This window comes from Methylomonas sp. BW4-1 (assembly GCF_052474385.1).
This window is the reverse complement of sequence record NZ_CP184125.1, coordinates 5,007,807-5,027,674: the sequence shown is the minus strand read 5'-3', so window position 1 is coordinate 5,027,674 and position 19,868 is coordinate 5,007,807. Positions and strand designations below refer to the sequence as shown.

General features: G+C 54.7%; 17 protein-coding genes. 3 read left to right on the top strand and 14 right to left on the bottom strand.

The annotated features are described in order from the left end of the window. Nucleotides 1-122 precede the first annotated feature (122 nt). The 7 genes from ACH5Y9_RS23350 to ACH5Y9_RS23320 all read right to left on the bottom strand — a co-directional run bounded on the left by ACH5Y9_RS23350 (nucleotide 123) and on the right by ACH5Y9_RS23320 (nucleotide 7,502). Nucleotides 123-1,520 (bottom strand): hypothetical protein, encoded by a 1,398-nt coding sequence (locus tag ACH5Y9_RS23350; protein ID WP_445367764.1) that lies wholly within the window; start codon nucleotides 1,518-1,520, stop codon nucleotides 123-125. Between the two features lie 79 nt (nucleotides 1,521-1,599). Continuing rightward, complete coding sequence (locus tag ACH5Y9_RS23345) at nucleotides 1,600-1,884, bottom strand: hypothetical protein (protein ID WP_051670148.1); 285 nt, start codon at nucleotides 1,882-1,884, stop codon at nucleotides 1,600-1,602. Between the two features lie 77 nt (nucleotides 1,885-1,961). After that, a complete protein-coding gene (gene tkt / locus ACH5Y9_RS23340; protein WP_445367727.1) occupies nucleotides 1,962-3,977 on the bottom strand; it encodes a transketolase in 2,016 nt (671 codons plus the stop codon). A 148-nt stretch (nucleotides 3,978-4,125) separates the two neighbouring features. Further along, a complete protein-coding gene (gene hxlA, locus ACH5Y9_RS23335) occupies nucleotides 4,126-4,773 on the bottom strand; it encodes a 3-hexulose-6-phosphate synthase (RefSeq protein WP_033159367.1) in 648 nt (215 codons plus the stop codon). A gap of 220 nt (nucleotides 4,774-4,993) precedes the next feature. After that, complete coding sequence (locus tag ACH5Y9_RS23330) at nucleotides 4,994-5,575, bottom strand: UbiX family flavin prenyltransferase (RefSeq protein ID WP_171697371.1); 582 nt, start codon at nucleotides 5,573-5,575, stop codon at nucleotides 4,994-4,996. 11 nt (nucleotides 5,576-5,586) lie between these two features. Beyond that, nucleotides 5,587-6,531, bottom strand: coding sequence for a prolyl aminopeptidase (gene pip, locus ACH5Y9_RS23325; RefSeq protein WP_205451511.1), 945 nt, complete (start codon nucleotides 6,529-6,531; stop codon nucleotides 5,587-5,589). A gap of 68 nt (nucleotides 6,532-6,599) precedes the next feature. Then, on the bottom strand, nucleotides 6,600-7,502 hold the full coding sequence (locus ACH5Y9_RS23320; protein WP_033159370.1) for a hypothetical protein: 903 nt from the start codon (nucleotides 7,500-7,502) through the stop codon (nucleotides 6,600-6,602). A gap of 313 nt (nucleotides 7,503-7,815) precedes the next feature. On the opposite strand from ACH5Y9_RS23320, the gene ACH5Y9_RS23315 reads away from it, so the two are divergent. Both ACH5Y9_RS23315 and ACH5Y9_RS23310 read left to right on the top strand, forming a co-directional pair. Further along, nucleotides 7,816-8,919, top strand: coding sequence for an NAD(P)/FAD-dependent oxidoreductase (locus ACH5Y9_RS23315; RefSeq protein ID WP_445367763.1), 1,104 nt, complete (start codon nucleotides 7,816-7,818; stop codon nucleotides 8,917-8,919). Beyond that, complete coding sequence (locus ACH5Y9_RS23310) at nucleotides 8,916-9,929, top strand: quinone-dependent dihydroorotate dehydrogenase (RefSeq protein WP_445367762.1); 1,014 nt, start codon at nucleotides 8,916-8,918, stop codon at nucleotides 9,927-9,929. Before ACH5Y9_RS23315 ends, ACH5Y9_RS23310 begins: the two co-directional genes overlap by 4 nt. A gap of 51 nt (nucleotides 9,930-9,980) precedes the next feature. Here ACH5Y9_RS23310 and ACH5Y9_RS23305 read toward each other — a convergent pair whose 3' ends face one another. From ACH5Y9_RS23305 to ACH5Y9_RS23275, 7 genes are all read right to left on the bottom strand, one after another. Further along, entirely contained in the window at nucleotides 9,981-10,742 is a 762-nt protein-coding gene (locus ACH5Y9_RS23305; protein WP_445367761.1) for an ABC transporter permease, read from the bottom strand. After that, on the bottom strand, nucleotides 10,739-11,683 hold the full coding sequence (locus ACH5Y9_RS23300; protein ID WP_445367760.1) for an ABC transporter ATP-binding protein: 945 nt from the start codon (nucleotides 11,681-11,683) through the stop codon (nucleotides 10,739-10,741). The genes ACH5Y9_RS23305 and ACH5Y9_RS23300 overlap by 4 nt, the downstream gene beginning before the upstream one ends. 84 nt (nucleotides 11,684-11,767) lie before the next feature. Next, nucleotides 11,768-13,246 (bottom strand): efflux transporter outer membrane subunit, encoded by a 1,479-nt coding sequence (locus tag ACH5Y9_RS23295; protein ID WP_445367759.1) that lies wholly within the window; start codon nucleotides 13,244-13,246, stop codon nucleotides 11,768-11,770. 211 nt (nucleotides 13,247-13,457) lie between these two features. Continuing rightward, a complete protein-coding gene (locus ACH5Y9_RS23290; RefSeq protein ID WP_445367758.1) occupies nucleotides 13,458-16,529 on the bottom strand; it encodes an efflux RND transporter permease subunit in 3,072 nt (1,023 codons plus the stop codon). Then, complete coding sequence (locus tag ACH5Y9_RS23285; protein WP_445367757.1) at nucleotides 16,526-17,704, bottom strand: efflux RND transporter periplasmic adaptor subunit; 1,179 nt, start codon at nucleotides 17,702-17,704, stop codon at nucleotides 16,526-16,528. The genes ACH5Y9_RS23290 and ACH5Y9_RS23285 overlap by 4 nt, the downstream gene beginning before the upstream one ends. A gap of 141 nt (nucleotides 17,705-17,845) precedes the next feature. Continuing rightward, on the bottom strand, nucleotides 17,846-18,304 hold the full coding sequence (locus ACH5Y9_RS23280; RefSeq protein ID WP_445367756.1) for a PaaI family thioesterase: 459 nt from the start codon (nucleotides 18,302-18,304) through the stop codon (nucleotides 17,846-17,848). An 84-nt stretch (nucleotides 18,305-18,388) separates the two neighbouring features. Then, on the bottom strand, nucleotides 18,389-19,204 hold the full coding sequence (locus ACH5Y9_RS23275; protein ID WP_445367755.1) for an oxidoreductase: 816 nt from the start codon (nucleotides 19,202-19,204) through the stop codon (nucleotides 18,389-18,391). Between the two features lie 101 nt (nucleotides 19,205-19,305). Here ACH5Y9_RS23275 and ACH5Y9_RS23270 point away from each other — a divergent pair, with 101 nt between their 5' ends. Then, a complete protein-coding gene (locus ACH5Y9_RS23270) occupies nucleotides 19,306-19,749 on the top strand; it encodes a winged helix-turn-helix transcriptional regulator (protein ID WP_445367754.1) in 444 nt (147 codons plus the stop codon). Nucleotides 19,750-19,868: the final 119 nt, after the last annotated feature.

The following is a 19,868-nucleotide window of genomic DNA, read 5'->3' as shown; positions in this document are numbered from 1 at the left end:
AATACAGATTCGGTAAAGCCGTATAAATCCATGGCTTGCCGGCTCCCTTCGACACACTAAAACCAGCAGGCATAAAAAAACCGGCACTTCCAAAATAAAGTGCCGGCTTCTTCAGGCAGGTACTAAGCCTGTTTACGTAAGTATTTCTCTACCCCGGTAGTTCTAGCCACGACCTCATTCTTGGACTGCAAGGCTTGCTTTGCCATGTAACGCGCCACACCCGACACGCCAGGCGCATCCTTTGCTAGTGCGTCCTGTTTGGACATGTATCTGGCTACACCAGTGAGTTCTTTCGAATCCTTATCCAGCAACTCATGCTTAGTGACATATCGGCTAACCGAGCTCACTTCGGCAACAGGTTTTTGCGCTAATATTTGCTTGGCTAAATACTTGCTGACACCAGTAGGCGGCGGCAACTGTCTGGTCAATATTGCCTGCTTGGCAAGGTAACGGGCAACACCGGTTAAAGGCTCTGCCTGGCTTTGCAATTGCAACTGTTTAGCCAGATATTTGGCAACACCGGTTGGCTTTGGCGCTTGTTGGGCAGACGCAGCCTGCCTAGCCAGGTAACGCTCTACAGCGGAACCCTCAAATGCCAATTCCTCGGCCAATTCTTGCTGAGCATTTTGTTCTTGATTCAATTGGGCCTCCGCTTTTTCCTGTTGAGCTAGTGCTTCCGCTGCAACATATCGGGCAATCAAAGCCGCAGCTGCCGCTTTTCTATCCGCGGCCGCCTGCTCCGCCAAAAATTTAGCAACGCCGGTCAAAGGTGCCTGCTCTTTTAATAAGCGCTCCTGTTGAGCGACATACTTAGCCACACCGGTTACTAGTGGCGCATCTTTCGCCAACAAAGCTTGCTTGGTGACGTATTTGCTCACACCAGTTGCGATTGGCGCGTCTTTTGCCAAGACATCTTGCTTCAACACATACTTGGCAACGCCGGTAACCAATGGCGTCGAACCGCTCTGCATATTTTGCCGAATGACGTATTTAGCAACATTGGTCACCGCATGGTCTTCGCGATCATTTTTGGTAATGTATTTAGAAACCCCAGTCACCGGCGCTTCTTTAGACAAAATCAACTGCTTGATCAGGTATTTGGCAACTCGAGTAACCGGATTTTCCGCTTGTTGAGTCAGATATTTATCGACACCCGTCGCAACCGGCTCGCTTTCGGTCACCTCTTCAACAAGCTCTTCTACTACTTCGGCAACTTCTTCAATTTCTTCTTCTACTGTTTCCTCGACAACCGGATCCACGACAGCCGCCTCTTCGACGGCTTGCCGAGCTTTTTCCAATTGCGCTTGCAAGGCTAGATATTTCGCCACCCCGGTCAACGGCTGACCGTTTTCGTCCAGCTCCGGCTTTGGCGGCTCAAGTTTTTGCAGATAACGGGCTACACCGGTCAATTGCGCGTCTTCGCTGTCGACACGAGAATAAGCTTCCGACCGACTATCACTACTGCTCGAATTGTCGAACAAAAAGCCGAATAAGCTATTCATCAAACTGTTTGTTGCCATTTGAGAATACTCCTGAATGTAATAATTGTTATGTGTCTAGACGACGAGTTCATCAAATTCACGGTATAGCCTAAAAATACTAGGAACCCGCCGCGCTGAATACTACTTTAGGCTGAAAACTGGCTGCCGGGTACTTGGCATCAACTTCTGACGTCGGCTCCTGCTTTGCTTCGGCGCAAGGCGCACTAGCATTACTGGTAGCGGCGACCGGAGAACTGGCCTTGGCGACTTCCGCAATAGCAGGATCTCTGTAGAGAACCTTAGGTTGAAAATCCGCGGCAGGATATTCCTGGGCACTGACGGCAGCCGATGCAGCAAACAGCAAGCCCGTTAAAAACTTCTTAATCAATTGCGTGTTTATCATGATTCCACCTTACTCTATTGATTAAAGACGGGCCTGCCGGCAACCTCGTCACCGACAGGCCTTTCAATTAGCGCCTATTAAAGCACAGCTTCCACATTAGCGACGACATTGTCCACGGTAAAGCCGAACTCTTTGAAGAGCTGACCTGCCGGGGCCGATTCGCCGAAACGGTCCAATCCTACGACTCTACCCGCGCTGCCGGCGTATTTCCACCAGCTGTCGGTTACTCCCGCTTCTACTACCACGCGCTGGGTCACGCTTGGCGGCAATACGCTGTCTTTGTAAGCTTGGTCTTGCGCTTCGAAGACGTTGGTAGACGGTAGTGACACCACGCGGATTTTTTTGCCTTTCGCAGCCAGTGCATCGGCCGCTTTCAATGCCAATTCCACTTCAGAGCCGGTGGCAATGATGATCGCGTCCGGCGTGCCATCGCTGTCTTTCAGGATGTAGCCCCCTTTGCTGATCGCGTCAATTTGTGCGGCGGTGCGAGGCACGTGCGGCAGGTTTTGACGGGAGAAGATCAGAGTGCTCGGTCCGTCTTGACGTTCGATAGCGGCTTTCCAGCAAACAGCCGACTCGACCGCGTCGCAAGGACGCCAGACGTGCATGTTGGGAATCATGCGCAGGGTGGCGGTTTGTTCGACCGGTTGGTGGGTCGGGCCGTCTTCGCCCAGACCGATGGAGTCGTGGGTGTAAACGAAGATGGTCGGGATTTTCATCAACGCGGCCATGCGCAGGGCGTTACGGGCGTATTCCGAGAACATCAGGAAGGTGGCGCCGTAGGGTTTGAAGCCACCGTGCAGGGTGATGCCGTTCATGATGGCGGACATACCGAATTCGCGCACGCCGTAGTAGGCGTAGTTGCCATCGAAGCCCGGTTGGTTGACGTCTTTGCAGCCGGACCACAGGGTCAGGTTGGAGCCCGCCAAGTCGGCAGAGCCGCCCAGCAGTTCGGGCAACAAGGGGCCAAAGCCGTTCAAGGTGTTTTGTGAGGCTTTGCGGCTGGCGATGGTTTCGCCTTTGGCATCCACCGCAGCGATAAACGCTTTGGATTTTTCAGCCCAATCGGCAGGCAGTTGGTTTTTGATCACGCGACGTTCGAATTCGGCCGCGAGTTCAGGGTGTGCGGCTTTGTAGGCAGCAAATTTGGCGTTCCAGGCGCTTTCCAGTTGGGCGCCTTTGGCATTGGCGTCCCAACCGGCTTTGATGTCGGCAGGAATGTCGAACGGCGCGTGCGGCCAGCCCAGTTGTTCGCGGGTCAGGGCGATTTCAGCTTCACCTAAGGCCGCACCGTGGCATTCTTCTTTGCCTTGTTTGTTCGGCGAGCCGAAACCGATGATGGTTTGGCAGCAGATGATGCTGGGCTTGTCGGTGACTTTTTTGGCTTCTTCAATCGCGGCTTTGATGGCGTCGGGGTTGTGGCCGTCGACTTTAGGAATGACGTGCCAGCCGTAGGCTTCGAAGCGTTTCGGGGTGTCGTCGAGGAACCAGCCGGCAACGTTGCCATGACCACGGACTTCGCCATCGATGGAGATGTTGTTGTCGTCGTAGAAGGCGATCAGTTTGCCCAGTTTCATGGAGCCGGCCAGGGAGCAGGCTTCGTGGGAGATACCTTCCATCAAGCAACCGTCACCCAGGAATACGTAGGTGTGGTGGTCGACGATGTCGTGACCGGGACGGTTGAATTGACCGGCCAGGGTACGTTCGGCCAAAGCAAAGCCTACCGCGTTGGTAATGCCTTGTCCCAAGGGACCTGTGGTGGTTTCCACACCTTCGGTGTAACCGTATTCAGGGTGTCCTGGGGTTTGGGAGTGCAGTTGGCGGAACTGTTTCAGTTCTTCGATCGGCAGGTTGTAGCCGGCCAAGTGCAGCAAGGAATAAATCAGCATGGAGCCGTGGCCGTTGGACAAAATGAAGCGGTCGCGGTTGGGCCATTTAGGGTTGCTGGGGTTGTGTTGCAGAAAATCATTCCACAATACTTCTGCGATGTCGGCCATCCCCATCGGGGCACCGGGGTGCCCGGAGTTGGCTTTCTGTACGGCGTCCATGCTAAGTGCGCGGATGGCGTTCGCTAAGTCTCGGCGCGAAGGCATGTTTAATTCTCCTTTGAATCTGGTAGTGCGAGCCGGCTCGTGATCGGCCGTACCCGGTAAAAACTGGGGGTTATAACGAACGAAAGGACGAGTGGCGCAAACCACCCGTCCTTATATTTCCTAACAAATAGGAATTGACAAAGCTGGTTTATGCAGCAGCAGCGTCAACCAGTTCGCGGATTTCGCGAGCAGCTGTTGCTGGGCATGGTGCGCCATAGATAGCAGCACCAACCACGATGATGTTAGCGCCAGCTTCAACGACTTGTTGAACAGTCGCTTGTTTAATACCGCCGGCAACAGAAATACGTACGCCCAAGCCCAAACGAGCAATGTCGTTCAAGTCGCCAAATGGGGTTTGGCCTGCCGCTTGTGCATCCAAACCGGTGTGAATACCGACGATTTGCGCGCCCAATTTAACAGACTCTCTCGCGCACTCGGCTTTGTCAGCCACGTTGATCAAGTCGATTTGGGTTTCGGCAGCGTGTTTTTTTGCTGCCTTGATAACGCCAGCGATAGTAGCCAAACCGGATACGCCCAACACGGTGCAGATGTCTGCGCCTGCAGCGTAGAAAGCGCCTGCTTCGTATTCGCCGGCGTCCATGGTTTTCAAGTCAACCAACAACAATTTGTCTGGGTAACGTTGTCTCAGTTCTTTGACCAGGTTGATACCGTTGTATTTAATGCAAGGAGTGCCGATTTCAAAAATATCGACATAAGGCGCTACTTTATCAGCCAATTCGACAGTTTGGTTGAAATCCAGTGAATCCAACGCCATTTGAATTAATGGTCTTGCCATATTTATGTGCTCCGATTGTTATAGTTACAGTTATTGTTTTAAGACCCACCCCCCAACCAAACACCATTTTCAGGTCTTTAAGTCGAGAGCGCCGCAAGCCTTTGTCGATGGGCATTTTTCGCGAGTGCGGCAACTCTAAATCAGAATAAGGCACCCTGTCAATTGAAGACCGACTATTTACCCGGCAAAAACCCCGTATTTAGTCGAGACCGATAAAAACTTAACCGCCCAGACCCGTCCAAGGCTTGAATAGCCCCGTCGCGTCAACCCCAAACATATCCAGAATTCGCCCCACCCCCTCATCAACCATTGCCCGCACGGAATCGGTCTTGTTGTAAAAAGCCGGCATTGGCGGATAGATAATCCCGCCCATTTCCGTGACGCTGGCCATATTGCGGATATGCGCCAAATTTAACGGGGTCTCGCGGGGCACCAGCACCGTTTTGCGGCGCTCTTTCAACGCCACGTCCGCCGCTCTGGAAATCAAGTTATCGCCAAACCCATGCGCTACCGCCGCCAGCGTCTTCATCGAACACGGCGCAATCACCACGCCTTCGGTCTTGAAAGAGCCGCTGGCAATACAGGAAGCAATATCGTTTATGCCATGCGTAACATCCGCCAGTTCATACAAAGCAGCCCGATCCATATCTAGTTCGTATTTCAGGTTAACCAAACCGGCGGACGATACCACCAGATGCGTTTCCCATTCGTCTTGCTCTCGCAATATTTGCAGCATCCTGACGCCGTAAATAGCCCCGGTTGCGCCGGTCATGCCGATGACCAGTCGTTTTTTATTGCTCATAATGCCCTTGTCTACGCTAAAAGCCTGGCCATCTCATCGGTCGCGGATACTAACGCATCGATCATTTCGTCGCCCCGCGCAATGTGGCCGGCATTTGGCAGCACTACGTAACGAGATTGCGGCAACGCTTGATGCAGGCGCCAACCGGCTTCTATAGGACAGGTCAAATCGTTTCTGCCGTGAATGATGATAGTTGGTATCGACTGTAACGCCGCACAGTTTTCCAGGATTTGATTTTCGCGGATGAAATAATCATGGATGGCATAAGACAATTCCATTTTTACTTGCCGTAGCATTTGCTCGCTAACCGACTCCATACTTTCCAGATAGTCATTGCCCAGCGCCACTTGCCCGCTCCAGGCTTGCCATTGTTGAGCAGCACGTTTAGCTACATCCTGATCGGCACCAAAAATCGCCTCCACCAATCGCTCCAGGACATTGGCATCCGGCAAATTGGGCAAAGCATCCAGCAAGATCTGCCAGCGTTCGGGGTAGATTTTATTGACGCCGTTACCCAGAAACCACTCCATATCGGCCTGCCGCGCTAAAAACACGCCGCGCAAGATCATAGCCAACACCTGTGTCGGATGCTGCTGAGCATAAAGCAAAGCCAACGTACCACCCCAGGAACCGCCGAATAACAACCAACTATCAATCCGTAATTGCGTGCGGATACGCTCCATATCGGCCAGCAAATCCTGAGTGGTATTGCCTTGCAATTCACCAAACGGCTCGGATAATCCGCAGCCACGCTGGTCCATCAGGATAATGTGGTAGCGCTCGGGATCGAAAAACCGCCGATGATCCGGCTTGGTGCCGGAACACGGCCCGCCATGCAAAAAAATCGCCGGAATACCGGCCGGATTGCCGGATTGCTCGACATAGACGCGATGCTCGCTATCGGTTTCCAGAAAAAAGGTATGAAACGGCGAAATATCCGGATAGAGGGTTTTCATTGTTTTTCATCCATAAAAAAAGGGAAGGCTGTGACACCTTCCCTTTTGCATGCTAACTAAGTGTTAACTTAGAATTTGAAACCTAAGTAACCGCCAGCACTGAAACCGTCGGTAGGTGTACCGTCCAATTTGCTTGTGGAGTAGTGGTAACGCACGTCGGAACCCAATACGATGCCTCTGAAGATGTCATATTCTGCGCCAGCACCGAAGTTCATACCAGCATTCAACACGGAAACCGCGTTGGAAGGCACGCCCAGAATGTTGATATCCAGACCGACAGGAATCAACCAAGGACGGAATTTGCTGCCATGCATGAATTTGATTTTTGGAGAAGCATTGATTCTCAAGCGAGCATCGGTTGCTTGAGTGTCATCAGTAATCGCCGTTGCATTGAGAGATGGTACATAGTAACCACTCGACACAGTGTTTGCACCAGTACCGTACTGAGCATATTCAATACCCAACTCAATAGCGAAAGAGGTGTCATCCACCAATCCGAACAAATCGTTGTTCACGTTAAAATCAAACGCACCACCGAAGTAAAAACCTTCGTTGTTTTGGTTGTTGGATAAGAATGCGCCATTATGCGTTGGAAAAACAGTGCTTCCTCTGGCGTGATCCAAAGCTTGCCAACCGCCACGAACCGCTACCAAGTTATCTTTTGCAGACGCTTGAGCAGGTGTTGATTTAACAGACGCCATCCATTGATCCAACTCTTGAACTTTTGCATTCGCAGCAGTGGAGCTGGCAGATGAAGATTTAACACGGCTCAATTCAGCTTGCATGGCTTGCATTTGCTCGGCCATTTGTTGCATTTGCGCTTCCAGAGCTTCGGTTTTTCTGGCGGCAGCGTCAGCGACGCGCTCGGCACTGGAACCGGCAGCTTGGGCTTGTGGGGCAATGAATGCTCCAGCCATTGTTAAAGACGCTGCGGCAACACCCAGCGCTAATTTGCTTTTAGTAAAACTCATTGTTGTTCCCCCCAAGGGTAATTATTGTTAAGACTGAATAGCTTTAAAGCAACACAGGATTTCTTCACGTGGGCAATAATAGCAGCAAAACACTAGCCTTACAAGTTTTAAGTCTATTTTTTTTACTCAAAAAATTTGTTTTATATCAATAAGATACAAATACTTTGTAAACTATAATCCATATTTGTCAAAAATTAACAACAGCCATTTGCTTTTTCACACACCCATGGACAATCGGCAAACCCTATCAAAATAAGCCGCCTTCGTGTTACCTTAAAAAAGCCTTCTTACACCCGTTTTCCTCGGCATTTGCATGACCACACACCTGGATATTCTGATCATCGGCGGCGGTATCAGCGGCCTATTAGCCGCTCGCGAACTGCGCCTGGCCGGCCGCGACGTCACCATCCTCGACAAATCCAAACCGGGCCAGGAATCCTCATGGGCCGGCGGCGGCATTTTGCTGCCGATTTATCCCTGGCGCCAAGCCGCAGCGATCTCTGATTTAGCGGTCAACAGCTTAAAAAAATACCCGGCCTTAAGCCGGGACCTGCTCGCCGCGACCGGTATCGACCCTGAATGGTATGACTGCGGCATGCTGATCTGCAAAAATCCGGACTACGCACAAGCCATAGAATGGTGCGAGCATTACCACATCGACTACCAGCCGGCCGCAACGGCCTTGACCGAGCCGTTTACCAGCGATCTCGACCAACCGCTATGGCTGCCGGGAATTGCCCAGGCCCGCAATCCCAGATTATTAAAATCGCTCCACGCTTACTTAATACAAGCCGGCGTGAAATTTCTCGATAGCACCGAAATTCGCAAGATCGACATCGCCAACCACCGAGTTGAACGCATTGACACCAACAACGGGACCTACTCCGCTCAACACCTGATCGTCAGCACCGGCGCCTGGACCACCGATTTAATGCAGGAGTTATTGCCGGATTGGCCGGTAGACCTGCAAATCAAGCCGGTCAGAGGGCAGATGCTACTGTTCGACGCCACCCCCAGCACCTTGCCTTATATGGTGCTGGACGGCGATCAATATTTGATCCCGCGCCGCGACGGCAAAATCCTGGCGGGCAGCACCGTGGAGCTAGCCGGCTTTCACAAAGTCACCACAGAAGACGCCAAGCAACAGCTTTACCAATTCGCCACCGAATTACTGCCGACCTTGAAAAACTATCCCGTTTGCCATCATTGGGCCGGCCTGCGCCCAGGCAGCCCGCAAGGCATACCGACGGTTGGACAACATCCCAAAATTGACAATCTCAGCATCAATGCCGGCCATTTTAGAAATGGCTTGGTGATGGGACCGGCTTCCGCAAAGCTGTTGGCGGACCTGATTTTGCAGCGCCCCACCGAAATAGACCCGACCCCGTATTCGCTAACTCGAGCAACCGCGCCATGAATTTTTATCCTTTGTTACGCCCTTTACTGTTCTCCCTGGACCCGGAAACCGCGCATCATGTCACGCTGGATTTGTTAAAACTGGCCCAGCGCAGCGGCTTGTCGGTTTTGAGCAAACCCAAAGTCAGCGACAAGCCGGTCGAAGTGATGGGCTTGAATTTCAAAAACCCGCTTGGCTTGGCTGCCGGCCTGGATAAAAACGGCGATTACATTGATGCGTTGGCCGAGTTGGGTTTTGGCTTTATCGAAATCGGCACCGTCACCCCGCGCCCGCAACCCGGCAACCCCAAACCGCGCCTGTTCCGCCTGCCGGAACACCAGGCCATCATCAACCGGATGGGTTTTAATAACCAGGGTATCGATCATTTGCTGGAACAAGTCGGTAAATGCCAATATCGCGGCATTTTGGGCATCAATATTGGCAAGAACGCCGATACGCCATTGGAAAACGCGACTGAAGATTATTTGATCGGTCTCAGGAAAAGTTACGCGGCAGCGAGCTATATCACCATCAACATTTCCTCGCCCAACACCAAGAATTTACGCCAACTGCAGCAAGGGGACGAGATCAAGCAACTACTCAGCGCATTGAAGGAAGAACAACTGAAGTTGCAAGCGGCACAGGGCAAGTACACGCCCATCGCGGTAAAAATCGCGCCGGATTTAACGGATGAAGAAATCCGCCACATCGCGGGGTTGTTGTTGGAATTTGGCATCGACGGGGTGATTGCCACCAACACCACCATCGCCCGCGATAAAATCCAGGGCCATATCCACGCCAACGAAGCCGGCGGCTTGAGCGGCGCGCCGGTTAAAGACAGTTCGACTCGGGTGGTGAAAGACTTGGCAGCAGAATTGAACGGCAAACTACCGATTATCGCGGCCGGCGGCATATTAAGCGGCACAGACGCCCAGGAAAAACTCGCGGCCGGCGCCAGTCTGGTGCAGATTTATAGCGGCTTGATCTATAAAGGCCCGGCGTTGATCGAAGAGATACTGAGCACTATCTGATAAGCCAAAGGGTACGCGCTGCGTACCCTACTAAGCTACGTTGCTTCAGACTTAATTTCTAATCTTGTACCCGGTTTTAAATACCCACCAGACAAAAATCAAACAGACGGTCAGAAAGCCAAACGTCATGCCTATGCTCATCGCGACATCCACGTCGGCCATGCCGTAAAAGCTCCAGCGAAAGCCGCTGATCAAATACACCACCGGATTAAACAAGGTGACTTTCTGCCACAAGGGCGGCAGCATATTGATCGAATAGAACGCGCCGCCCAGGAAAGTCAGCGGCGTCACAACTAGCATTGGCACCACTTGCAGCTTCTGAAAACTGTCGGCCCACAGGCCGATGATGAAGCCGAACAGGCTGAAGGTCACTGCCGTCAGCAGCAAAAAGCCGATCATCCACAGCGGATGAGCTATCTCGTAGGGCACGAATAGGCGGGCGGTGCTTAGAATTAGCAGGCCCAACATCACCGACTTGGTCGCGGCCGCCCCCACATAACCGATTAGCACTTCGACCCAGGAAACCGGTGCCGATAGTAGTTCGTAAATCGTGCCGGCCCACTTGGGCATATAGATGCCGAACGAGGCGTTGGAGATGCTTTCGTTGAGCAGATTCAGCATCACCAGGCCGGGGATGATGAAGGCACCGTAACTGACGCTGTCGATGTCGCCCATCCGCGAGCCGATGGCCTTGCCGAAGACGATGAAGTACAGCGAGGTGGTCAACACTGGCGCGGCGATGCTTTGCGCCAGCGTGCGAAAGGTGCGGGCCATTTCGAAGCGGTAAATGGCGCGAATGCCGTAGATGTTCATGATTGCGTTCCTTGGGATTGTTGGACCAGGCTGACGAAAATGTCTTCCAGCGAGCTTTCGCTGGAGCTCAGGTCTTTGAAATCGATACCGTGTTCGCTTAGCCGGCGCAACAGCTCGGCAATACCGGTCTCTTCTTCCTGGGTGTCGAAGCTGTAGACTAAGCGTTCGCCATCTGCTGTCAGCGCTAACGACCAAGCGTCAAGTTCGGACGGAATCTCGGACATGGGCTGGCGTAAAGTCAGCGTCAGCTGCTTCTTGCCGAGCTTGCGCATCAGCACGGCTTTGTCTTCGACGATGATCAATTCGCCTTTATTGATGACGCCGATGCGGTCCGCCATGTCTTCGGCTTCTTCGATGTAATGGGTCGTTAAAATGATGGTGGTGCCGTTGGCGCGCAGCTCGCGGACCATGCGCCACATGTCGTGCCGCAATTCCACGTCCACGCCAGCGCTCGGCTCGTCCAGAAACAATATCGTCGGCTCATGCGACAAAGCCTTGGCGATCAGCACCCGGCGTTTCATACCACCGGACAACGACATGATTTTCGCGTCGCGCTTGTCCCACAACGATAAATCGCGCAGCACTTTTTCTATATAAGCAGGGTTGGGCGGCTTGCCGAACAGGCCACGACTGAAACTGACCGTGGCCCACACCGACTCGAAGGCGTCGGTATGCAATTCCTGCGGCACCAAGCCGATGGCGGCGCGCACGGCGCGATAGTCTCGGACGGTGTCGTGGCCGTCGGCGATGATGGTGCCAGCACTGGCGTTGACAATGCCGCAGATGACGCCGATCAACGTGGTTTTGCCGGCGCCATTGGCGCCGAGCAAAGCAAATATCTCACCGCGCTTTATGTCCAGGTTGATGTTTTTCAATGCCTGGAAACCACCGGCGTAGGTCTTGCTGACCCCTCGTATGGAAATAATAGGGTCGTTATTCATGGACAATACGCGGTTAAGGGTTGCCGATAAAATTTCGTCATGTGGTTTCCTGTATGCAAAATGATATGACTTTCGTTGATTTTGCTATTGCTTGTCGCGGCTAGCGATCGATTCATTGTCGATCCCACTCACCAATGAATCAACTGTCCAGCCGCCACCAAAAGCCCGGTACAACGACACCATCGCCACGCCGACCGCCGTTTCGGCTTTGGCGCGTTCGTCGCTGACAGCCAGCTTGCTGCGTTGGGCATCCAAAACAGCCAAATAATTCCCTGCGCCGCGACTATACAAGGTATCGACAAGCCGGTAGGCTTTTTCCGCCGAGGCTTCCGCTTCGGTCAGTTTTCCTAAGCTATCGTTCGCGGAACGGTGCGCGACGAAGGCATTTTCGACGTCTTCCAAAGCCAGCAAAAAAGTCTTCTCATAATTAGCCGCAACTTGCTCCAGCCGCGCATCGGCGGCGGTAATCTGGGCGCGGATGCGTCCCGCATTGAAGATGGGTGCGGAAAGGCCGGAACCCAGCGCATAAACGCTATCGGCCAGGCTCGGAAAACCGCCGACCGCAATCGCGCCTAGACCGCCACTCGCCGACAAAACTATCTTGGGATAAAGATCGGCCCGCGCCGAACCCAGGCTGGCCGCCGCCGCGCTGACTTCAGTTTGCGCCAAACGCAGATCCGGCCGTTGCGCGAGCAAATCGGCCGGTAGCAGGTTGGGGATGGCCGGTGCTTGCTTCGGCAAAGGGCTAACAACGGCCAAGCGGTTTCCGAGGCTTTCCGGCGGCTCACCCAATAACACGCCCAAACGATGGATCAAGTTTTGCTCGGCATTGGTCAGTTGCGGTAGCGTCGCTTCGGTGCCCTGCAACAGCGTTTGCTGACGGGCAAGGTCCGGCTCGTTAGCCAGCCCGGCTTTAAGGAATACCTGTAAAGTCCGTAAGCGTTCGCGTTGCAAGGCGATATTGTTTTGCAGAATGCCGATGCGTTGCTGCACGCCGCGCAGCTCCAGATAATTGGTCGCCACCTGGGCCAGCAAACCGACTTGCGCCGCATGCAAGCCTTCCTGGCTGCCTTGGGCTTGCGCGGCGGCGGCTTCTGCTTCCAAATGCCGGCCGCCGAACACGTCGATTTCCCAGCGCGCCGCCAGTCCGCCGCTGACGGCATCGGCGGTCGGCGTAATCAATTTGATGCCTTGCCCGCTCGGTACGCCGACGATGCGGTCGATGCGTTTTTCCCTGCCGCCGGACAGCGAGAAATCTAGACTGGGGTACAGCGCCGCTTCGGCGACGATCACCATCGAATTAGCTTCACGGACGCGGGCGGTGGCGATTTTCAGATCGTGGTTGGCGGCCAAGGCCTTGTCTATCAACTCATTCAGCAAGGGATCGTTGAAACCTTGCCACCAAGTTTTCAGATCTGCCGTTTTAGTGGTTTGGGTGTTGGGCGCGTGTTGCCAGGTTGCCGGGCTATTGAGCGCCACTTGGTCGCCGACACGGGTTGGCGTACAGGCGATTAGACCAGCCAGGGACAGTAGGATTAGCGGTGTTAAATATTGGTAATTCATTGTAAAACTCCGTGGGCGCCGCGTAGGGTACGCACCGCGTACCTTCTGGGCTTTAACATTTGCAGAGACTTTAAAAAGGTACGCATTGCGTACCCTACCGCTATTCTTCGCCCCTCTTTGAAAAAGAGGGGCTGGGGGAGATTTTTTTAATAAATCCCCCTCGATCCCCCTTTTTCAAAGGGGGAAGAATTGTTGGCTTGATGAAAAGCCATTAGGTGAGGGCTTTATGACCTTCGTTCGCACTCTCCACCCTGAACCACGCCGCATACAACGCCGGTAGGAAGAACACCGTCAACACAGTCGCCACCGTCAATCCACCCATGATGGCGATGGCCTGCGGGCCGAAGAAGTCGTTGCGCGACAGCGGTATCATCGCCAGGATCGCCGCAGCGGCGGTCAGCATGATCGGTCGGAACCGCCGCACCGTCGATTCGACGATGGCCGACCAGGTGTCGAGTCCCGATTGTTCGTCCTGATCGATCTGATCCACCAGAATCACCGAGTTGCGCATGATCATGCCGGCCAGCGCCAGGATGCCGAGCAGCGCGACGAAGCCGAACGGCGCCCGGAACAACAGCAAGGCGAAGGCCGCGCCGATCACGCCCAGCGGCGCGGTGCTGAACACCATGAACGTCCTGGACAGGTTCTGCAATTGCATCATCAACAAGATCAGCGTGACGATCAACACCAGCGGAATCCAGATCAGAATCGACTTTTGCGCGTTTACCGCGTCTTCCTTGGAACCGCCGGTTTCGATGAAATAACCGGCCGGCAGGCTGTCCTGTATCGGTTTAAGTTTCGGGACGATTTCCGCCGCCACGTCCGGTGCCATCTTGCCGTCGGCCACGTCGGCCCGTACCGAAATGGTCGGGAAACGGTTGCGCCGCCAACGCACGCCGTCCTCGAACACGGTCTCGAACTTGACGAACTGCGACAGCGCTACCGACTTGCCATTGGCCGTGCGCACCGCGACGTCCGGCAATTGGTCGGCGGCGGTGCGCAATTCGGGGCTGGCCCGCCAGACGATGTCTATCAATTTATCCTGTTCGCGCAATTGCCCGACCGGGATGCCGGCGTAATGCGCCTGCAAGGCTTGCGACAGACTGGCCGTCGACACGCCCAGGGCGCGGGCCTTGTCCTGATCCAACATCAGCCGGAACGACGGCATGCGGTCATGCCAGTCGTCGTTGACATCCACGGTGCCGGGATGGTTACGCACGACCTCTGCTACCCGCTCGGCAATGCCGCGCACGATGTTGGGGTTTTCGCCGAGCACCCTGAATGCCAACGGATAATCCATCGGCGGCCCGACATTGAGCCGTTTGACCCGGCCCCTGACATTCGGGAAATCCGTCTCCAGAATCTGCCGGACGCGCTGCATCACCCGTTCGCGCGCCTTGTTATCCTTGGTCATCACCACCAATTCGGCCAGATTGGTATTCGCCAATTGCTGCACGATCAACATGAAAAACCTCGGCGTGCCGCTGCCGATATAGCTGGCGACGTGTTCCACGTCCTCGTCCTTGGCTAACAGCGCTTCCATGCGTTTGGCGGCGGCTTCGGTTTGCTCGAAGGCACTGCCTTCCGGCAGCCACAGGTTGACGATGACTTCCGGCCGGTTAGATAGCGGGAAGAACTGTTCGGGAACGTGGGTTAAGGCCACGACGCCGAGGCAGAACAAAGCCAGCGTGGCGATAATGACTTTCTTACGGTGCGCCACGCAGGCATCCACCCAACGCCGCAGCCGGTTGTAGAACGGCGTGTCGAACAAGTCGTGGATCGGGCCGTCGGCGTTGGCATGCACCCTGAGGATCAAGAATCCCAAATACGGGGTGAACACCACCGCGCCTATCCACGACAGGATCAGCGAAATGCCGACCACCTGAAAGATCGCCACGGTATATTCGCCGGCCGAGGATTGCGCCAGACCCACCGGCAGGAATCCGGCGATGGTGATCAAGGTGCCGGTCAGCATCGGAAAGGCGGTGGCAGTATACGCATAGGTCGCGGCGCGCATCTGGTCCCAGCCTTCTTCCAGCTTGCGGGCCATCATCTCGACGGCAATCATCGCATCGTCCACTAGCAGGCCCAGCGCCAAAATCAACGCGCCCAATGAAATCCTTTGCAGATCGATGCCGCACAGCAGCATGACCAGCAAGGTGGCCGCCAGCACCAGCGGCACGGTTAGCGCTACCACTGAGCCGGTGCGCCAGCCCAGACTCAAGAAGCTGACTACCAACACGGTGGCCAAGGCTTCGAAGAAGGTTTGGCCGAATTCCGCCATCTGGTTTTTCACCACATGCGCTTGATTGGCGACTGGCTCCACGTCCATGCCCAACGGCAATTCGTTTTTGATGCCGGCCAGCGTGTCCTCCAAGTTTTTTCCCAGGGCGATCACGTTGCCTTTCTTGTTCATCGTCACGCCGAGGCCGAGGGCCGGTTTGCCGTTGAAACGCATCGTGAATTCGGCGGGATCGATATAGTCGCGATTCACCTGGGCGAAATCCTTGACCTTGAAGGTGCGATTAGCGATGCGCACCGCCATATTGGCGACGCTCTCTTCCGAGTCGAACGAGCCCGTCAGGCGTATCGGCAGATTGCGTTGCGCGGAAAACACCGTGCCGGCCGGCGCCATGACGTTTTGTGCCTGCAAGGCCTGGGCAACCGCCGCCGTATCCAGGCCCAATTCGGCCAGCTTTTTATCGGAAAACTCAACGAAAATCTTTTCGTCCTGCACGCCGATCAGATCGACCTTCTCGACATCCTTGCCCCGCAACAACTGTTGGCGGACCGAATCGGCTGCCAGTTTCAGGTCGGCATAACTAAAGCCCTCGCCGGAAAAGGCGTAGATCAGGCTGTAGGTATCGCCGAATTCGTCGTTGAAAAACGGCCCGATGCTGCCGGGTGGCAAGGTCATGCGAATATCGTCGACCTTCTTGCGCACCTGATACCAAAGCTCAGGGATCTCGCTGGGTGGTATATCCTCGCGCGGGGTGACGAAAATCACCGATTCGCCGGGTTTGGAGTAACTGCGCAAATAATCCAGGTTGGGCAGCTCCTGGATTTTCTTTTCCAGCCGATCGGTCAATTGTTGCTCGACTTCCAGCGCGGTGGCGCCGGGATAGAGGGTCTTGACCACCATGATCCGGAAGGTGAACGGTGGATCTTCTTGCTGACCTAGCATGTGATACGCGAACACCCCACCGAGCACCACCAAAGCCAGCATAAAGCCGGTGAAGGAGCGATGGTTAAGCACCCACTCACTAAGGTTGAATGCTTTCATAGTTGCCCCTCTTTTGCAGCATGCTTAGCCGATGCATTTTCTTGCGGCAAGCGCACGGCCTGACCTTCTGCCAGACGTTGGACGCCGGCGCTGACCAGTAATTGGCCTGCGGTTACTCCCTCGACGGCAATGCGTTCGCCGGTCTGCGTTTCGCCAAGCTTAACTGGCACGGATTTGACGGTAGCCGCCTGCTCGTCGATCAGCCAGACTAAAGGATGATCGGGCTGGTTTTGCGGGGTATAGACGGCGGAAAGTGGGATGGCGATGCCGGAGGCGGTGTTTGCATCGATATGCACCGTTGCCGTCATGCCCAATTGCGCGGCGTCCAGGCCTTCCAGCAAGCTGGCCTTGACGCGATAGGTGCGGCTGGCCGGGTCGGCGGCCGAGGCGATCTCGCGGATTCTGGCCTTGAGCAGTCGATTGTCGTCGGACCACAAAGACGTATTAACTTCTTGTTGAAGCTGGATTTCTCGTAGCCGGTGTTCGGGCAGGTCGAAGTGGATTTCCTTTTCGTCGAGCTGGGCCAGCGTCACCACGGCCTGACCCGCCGCCAACACCTGTCCGGCCTCGACAGCCAAGGCCGTGACCACGCCGTCGCGGTCGGCATGCAATTCGGTATAGCTCAGCTGGTTGTTCGCCTCGGCCAATTGCGCTGCCAGCGCCGCCGCCCGCTCCCGCGCCGTGGTATAAGCGGTTTCGTGACGCTCGAACTCCGGCGGACTGATGACTTGCTGGTTCAGTAATTCGCGGTATCTCACCAGATCGTCGCGCAGAAAATTACTGTCGGCCAGGGAGGAAGCCAGCTGAGCCTTAAGGCCCTGCACGGCCAGGCGGTAATCGTTGCCGTCCAGTATCGCCAGCAGTTGGCCTTTACGCACGGAGTCGCCGACGTCCACTTTGCGCTCCAGCAGTTTACCGGCCACTCGGAAGGATAAGGGCGTCTCGAATCTGGCCCGGACTTCCCCGGCAAAACTTCTGGCGCCGGCGACGGCGTTTTGCTCGATGCGAAACACCTTCACCGGGCGGACAACGGATTGTGTGGGTTTGTCCTGGTCGCTGCAGCCGGCGTTCATCATAAGCGGCAACAGCCCAGCCAGCAGCCAGCCTTTGTTGGTGAATTGGAATTGCAGCCGGTCAGGGGCAATCGGTGTAAACGGCGTATTTGGTTTCGGCATGTGGCTGCCTCCTTCGGTAAAAGGTTGAGTGATATTCGAAATAATCATTCGCTGCTGTTATTGATCAGGATCTCGGCGGCCAACTTGGCATCGACGGCTGCAGGGGAATTACGCTGCAATGGTTCGGCAAAGCAATGGCCATCAATTAGCCTCTCGCCCGAAAATCAATAATGTCGATGACGCCGAGGCATAGAGCTGGTCTTCTGCATCAATCAAACGGGCTTCGGCAAAAGCGACTCGCCTCCCTAACGACAAAACCCTGCCTTCCGCTCTTACCAAGCCCGTGTGCTTGGTCATGGCCTGATGATAGGCAATTTTCAATTCCAAGGTGGTATAGGCCTGCTTTCCGGTTAATCTGGAATGAACGGCACAGCCGCAAGCGGAATCCAGCAAAGTGGCCGCATAGCCGCCGTGAACGGTGCCCAGGGGGTTATAGGCATGTTCGCCAGGTTTGCCGGCAAACACGGCTTTGCCTAGATCGACTTCCACCAGCTCGAAATCCAGCGACATCAACATTCCCGGCTTACGCTCAGAGGCCATCAGGGCACGCAACTGGTTTAAGCCATTGAGCCCGGCGCCGGTTTTGGTTACAAGACTCATATCGCTACCGTTCCTTCTCGGACATGCTTACCCACTGTCATGGCATTCTTAGATGAATAGATCATATGCTTATCTTCCAATCATTCAGACTATCGGCAGCTGGTTAAACTGGCGCAAGCTCTTGTCGACCAAGGCTTCCGGCATGAAACGACGCAGAAAGCGCACTTGGGTTGCCTGTTTTCCAGCGGTATAACGCCTTTTGGGAGCCACGGCAGTCGCGGCTTTCAACACCGTGTCGGCGACCACCTGCGGAGCATCGCCCGCATTCACGCCATTGCGCATGACCACTTCCATACCGGCACGCACCGAGTCGTAGACGGCCAGCGGTTGATCGGGCTTGGTTAGGCTGGCTTCGAACGCGGTGCGGGTATATCCCGGTTCAACCAGTACCACCCGGATGCCGAAGCTGCGCAGTTCGTGATCCAGCGATTCGGAATAGCCTTCGACCGCATGCTTGGTCGCGGCATACAGCGCGTTGTAAGGCGCTGGGATAAAACCAAGGGCTGAGCTGATATTGACGATTCTGCCTTTTCCTTGGATGCGCATGGTCGGCAACACAGCGTTGGTGACGCGGGTAATGCCAAACACATTGACGTCGAACAAGCCCTGAGCCTGCGCGGTGGACGACTCTTCCGCGCCGCCAAGCAAGCCGACGCCGGCATTGTTGACCAGCAGGTCGATGCGTCCGGCTTGTTTTAACACCTCGGTCACCATGTTGTTTACCGACGTTTCGTCGGTCACGTCGCAGCTCAGCATCGTGATGCCGTCGGTGCTAGCAAGCGCTTTGCGGCTGGTTCCAAACACGCGGTAACCTGCGCGTTGCAGGGCCTTGGCCGTTACCAACCCAATGCCAGAGGATGCACCGGTGATCAAGGCTACGGCTTGGTCTTTATTGTTCATATCAAGTCTCCCGTGGGGTGGATTGTCTATCGCTTAAGTGTTACTATCATTTTGAAATCAATGTTACTATCAATTTAATATTAAGTCACTACTAAAAACGTATGAACGATAAAAATATTTGTGCTGATCCTTGCCCTATCGCGCGCAGCCTGGCTTTTCTCGGCGACACCTGGAGTCTATTGATTCTGCGGGACGCGCATTTTGGCCTGACGCGCTTCGACCAGTTTCGGAAAAGCCTGGGTATCGCGCCGACGATGTTGACCCGGCGTTTGGCGACGCTGACAGAGGAAGGCATCTTGGAAAAGCGGCTTTACTCGGAGCGTCCGCCGCGCGAAGAGTATGTGTTGACGGCCGCCGGCCGCGATTTTCTGCCGGTGTTGATCATGATAGGTGCATGGGGTAGCCAACACCGTAGTGGCGGCAAACTGGTGTATATCGAGGACGCCGAAACCGGGCAGGCCATTAAACCAGTGGCCATCGACGAGGTCACTGGCGCAAAGATCGGTTCACGGCCGATCCGCTTTGTGTTACCTGATGGTGGCTAATCTTTGAACCATTTCTGGGTATTGGCCAACCGCATGTCAAGAGCCGGATCAGCCAAACACTGCATGGTACTATTGGATCACGACACCGTTTGTTTTATAGAAAATGCAATGGCCAGCTA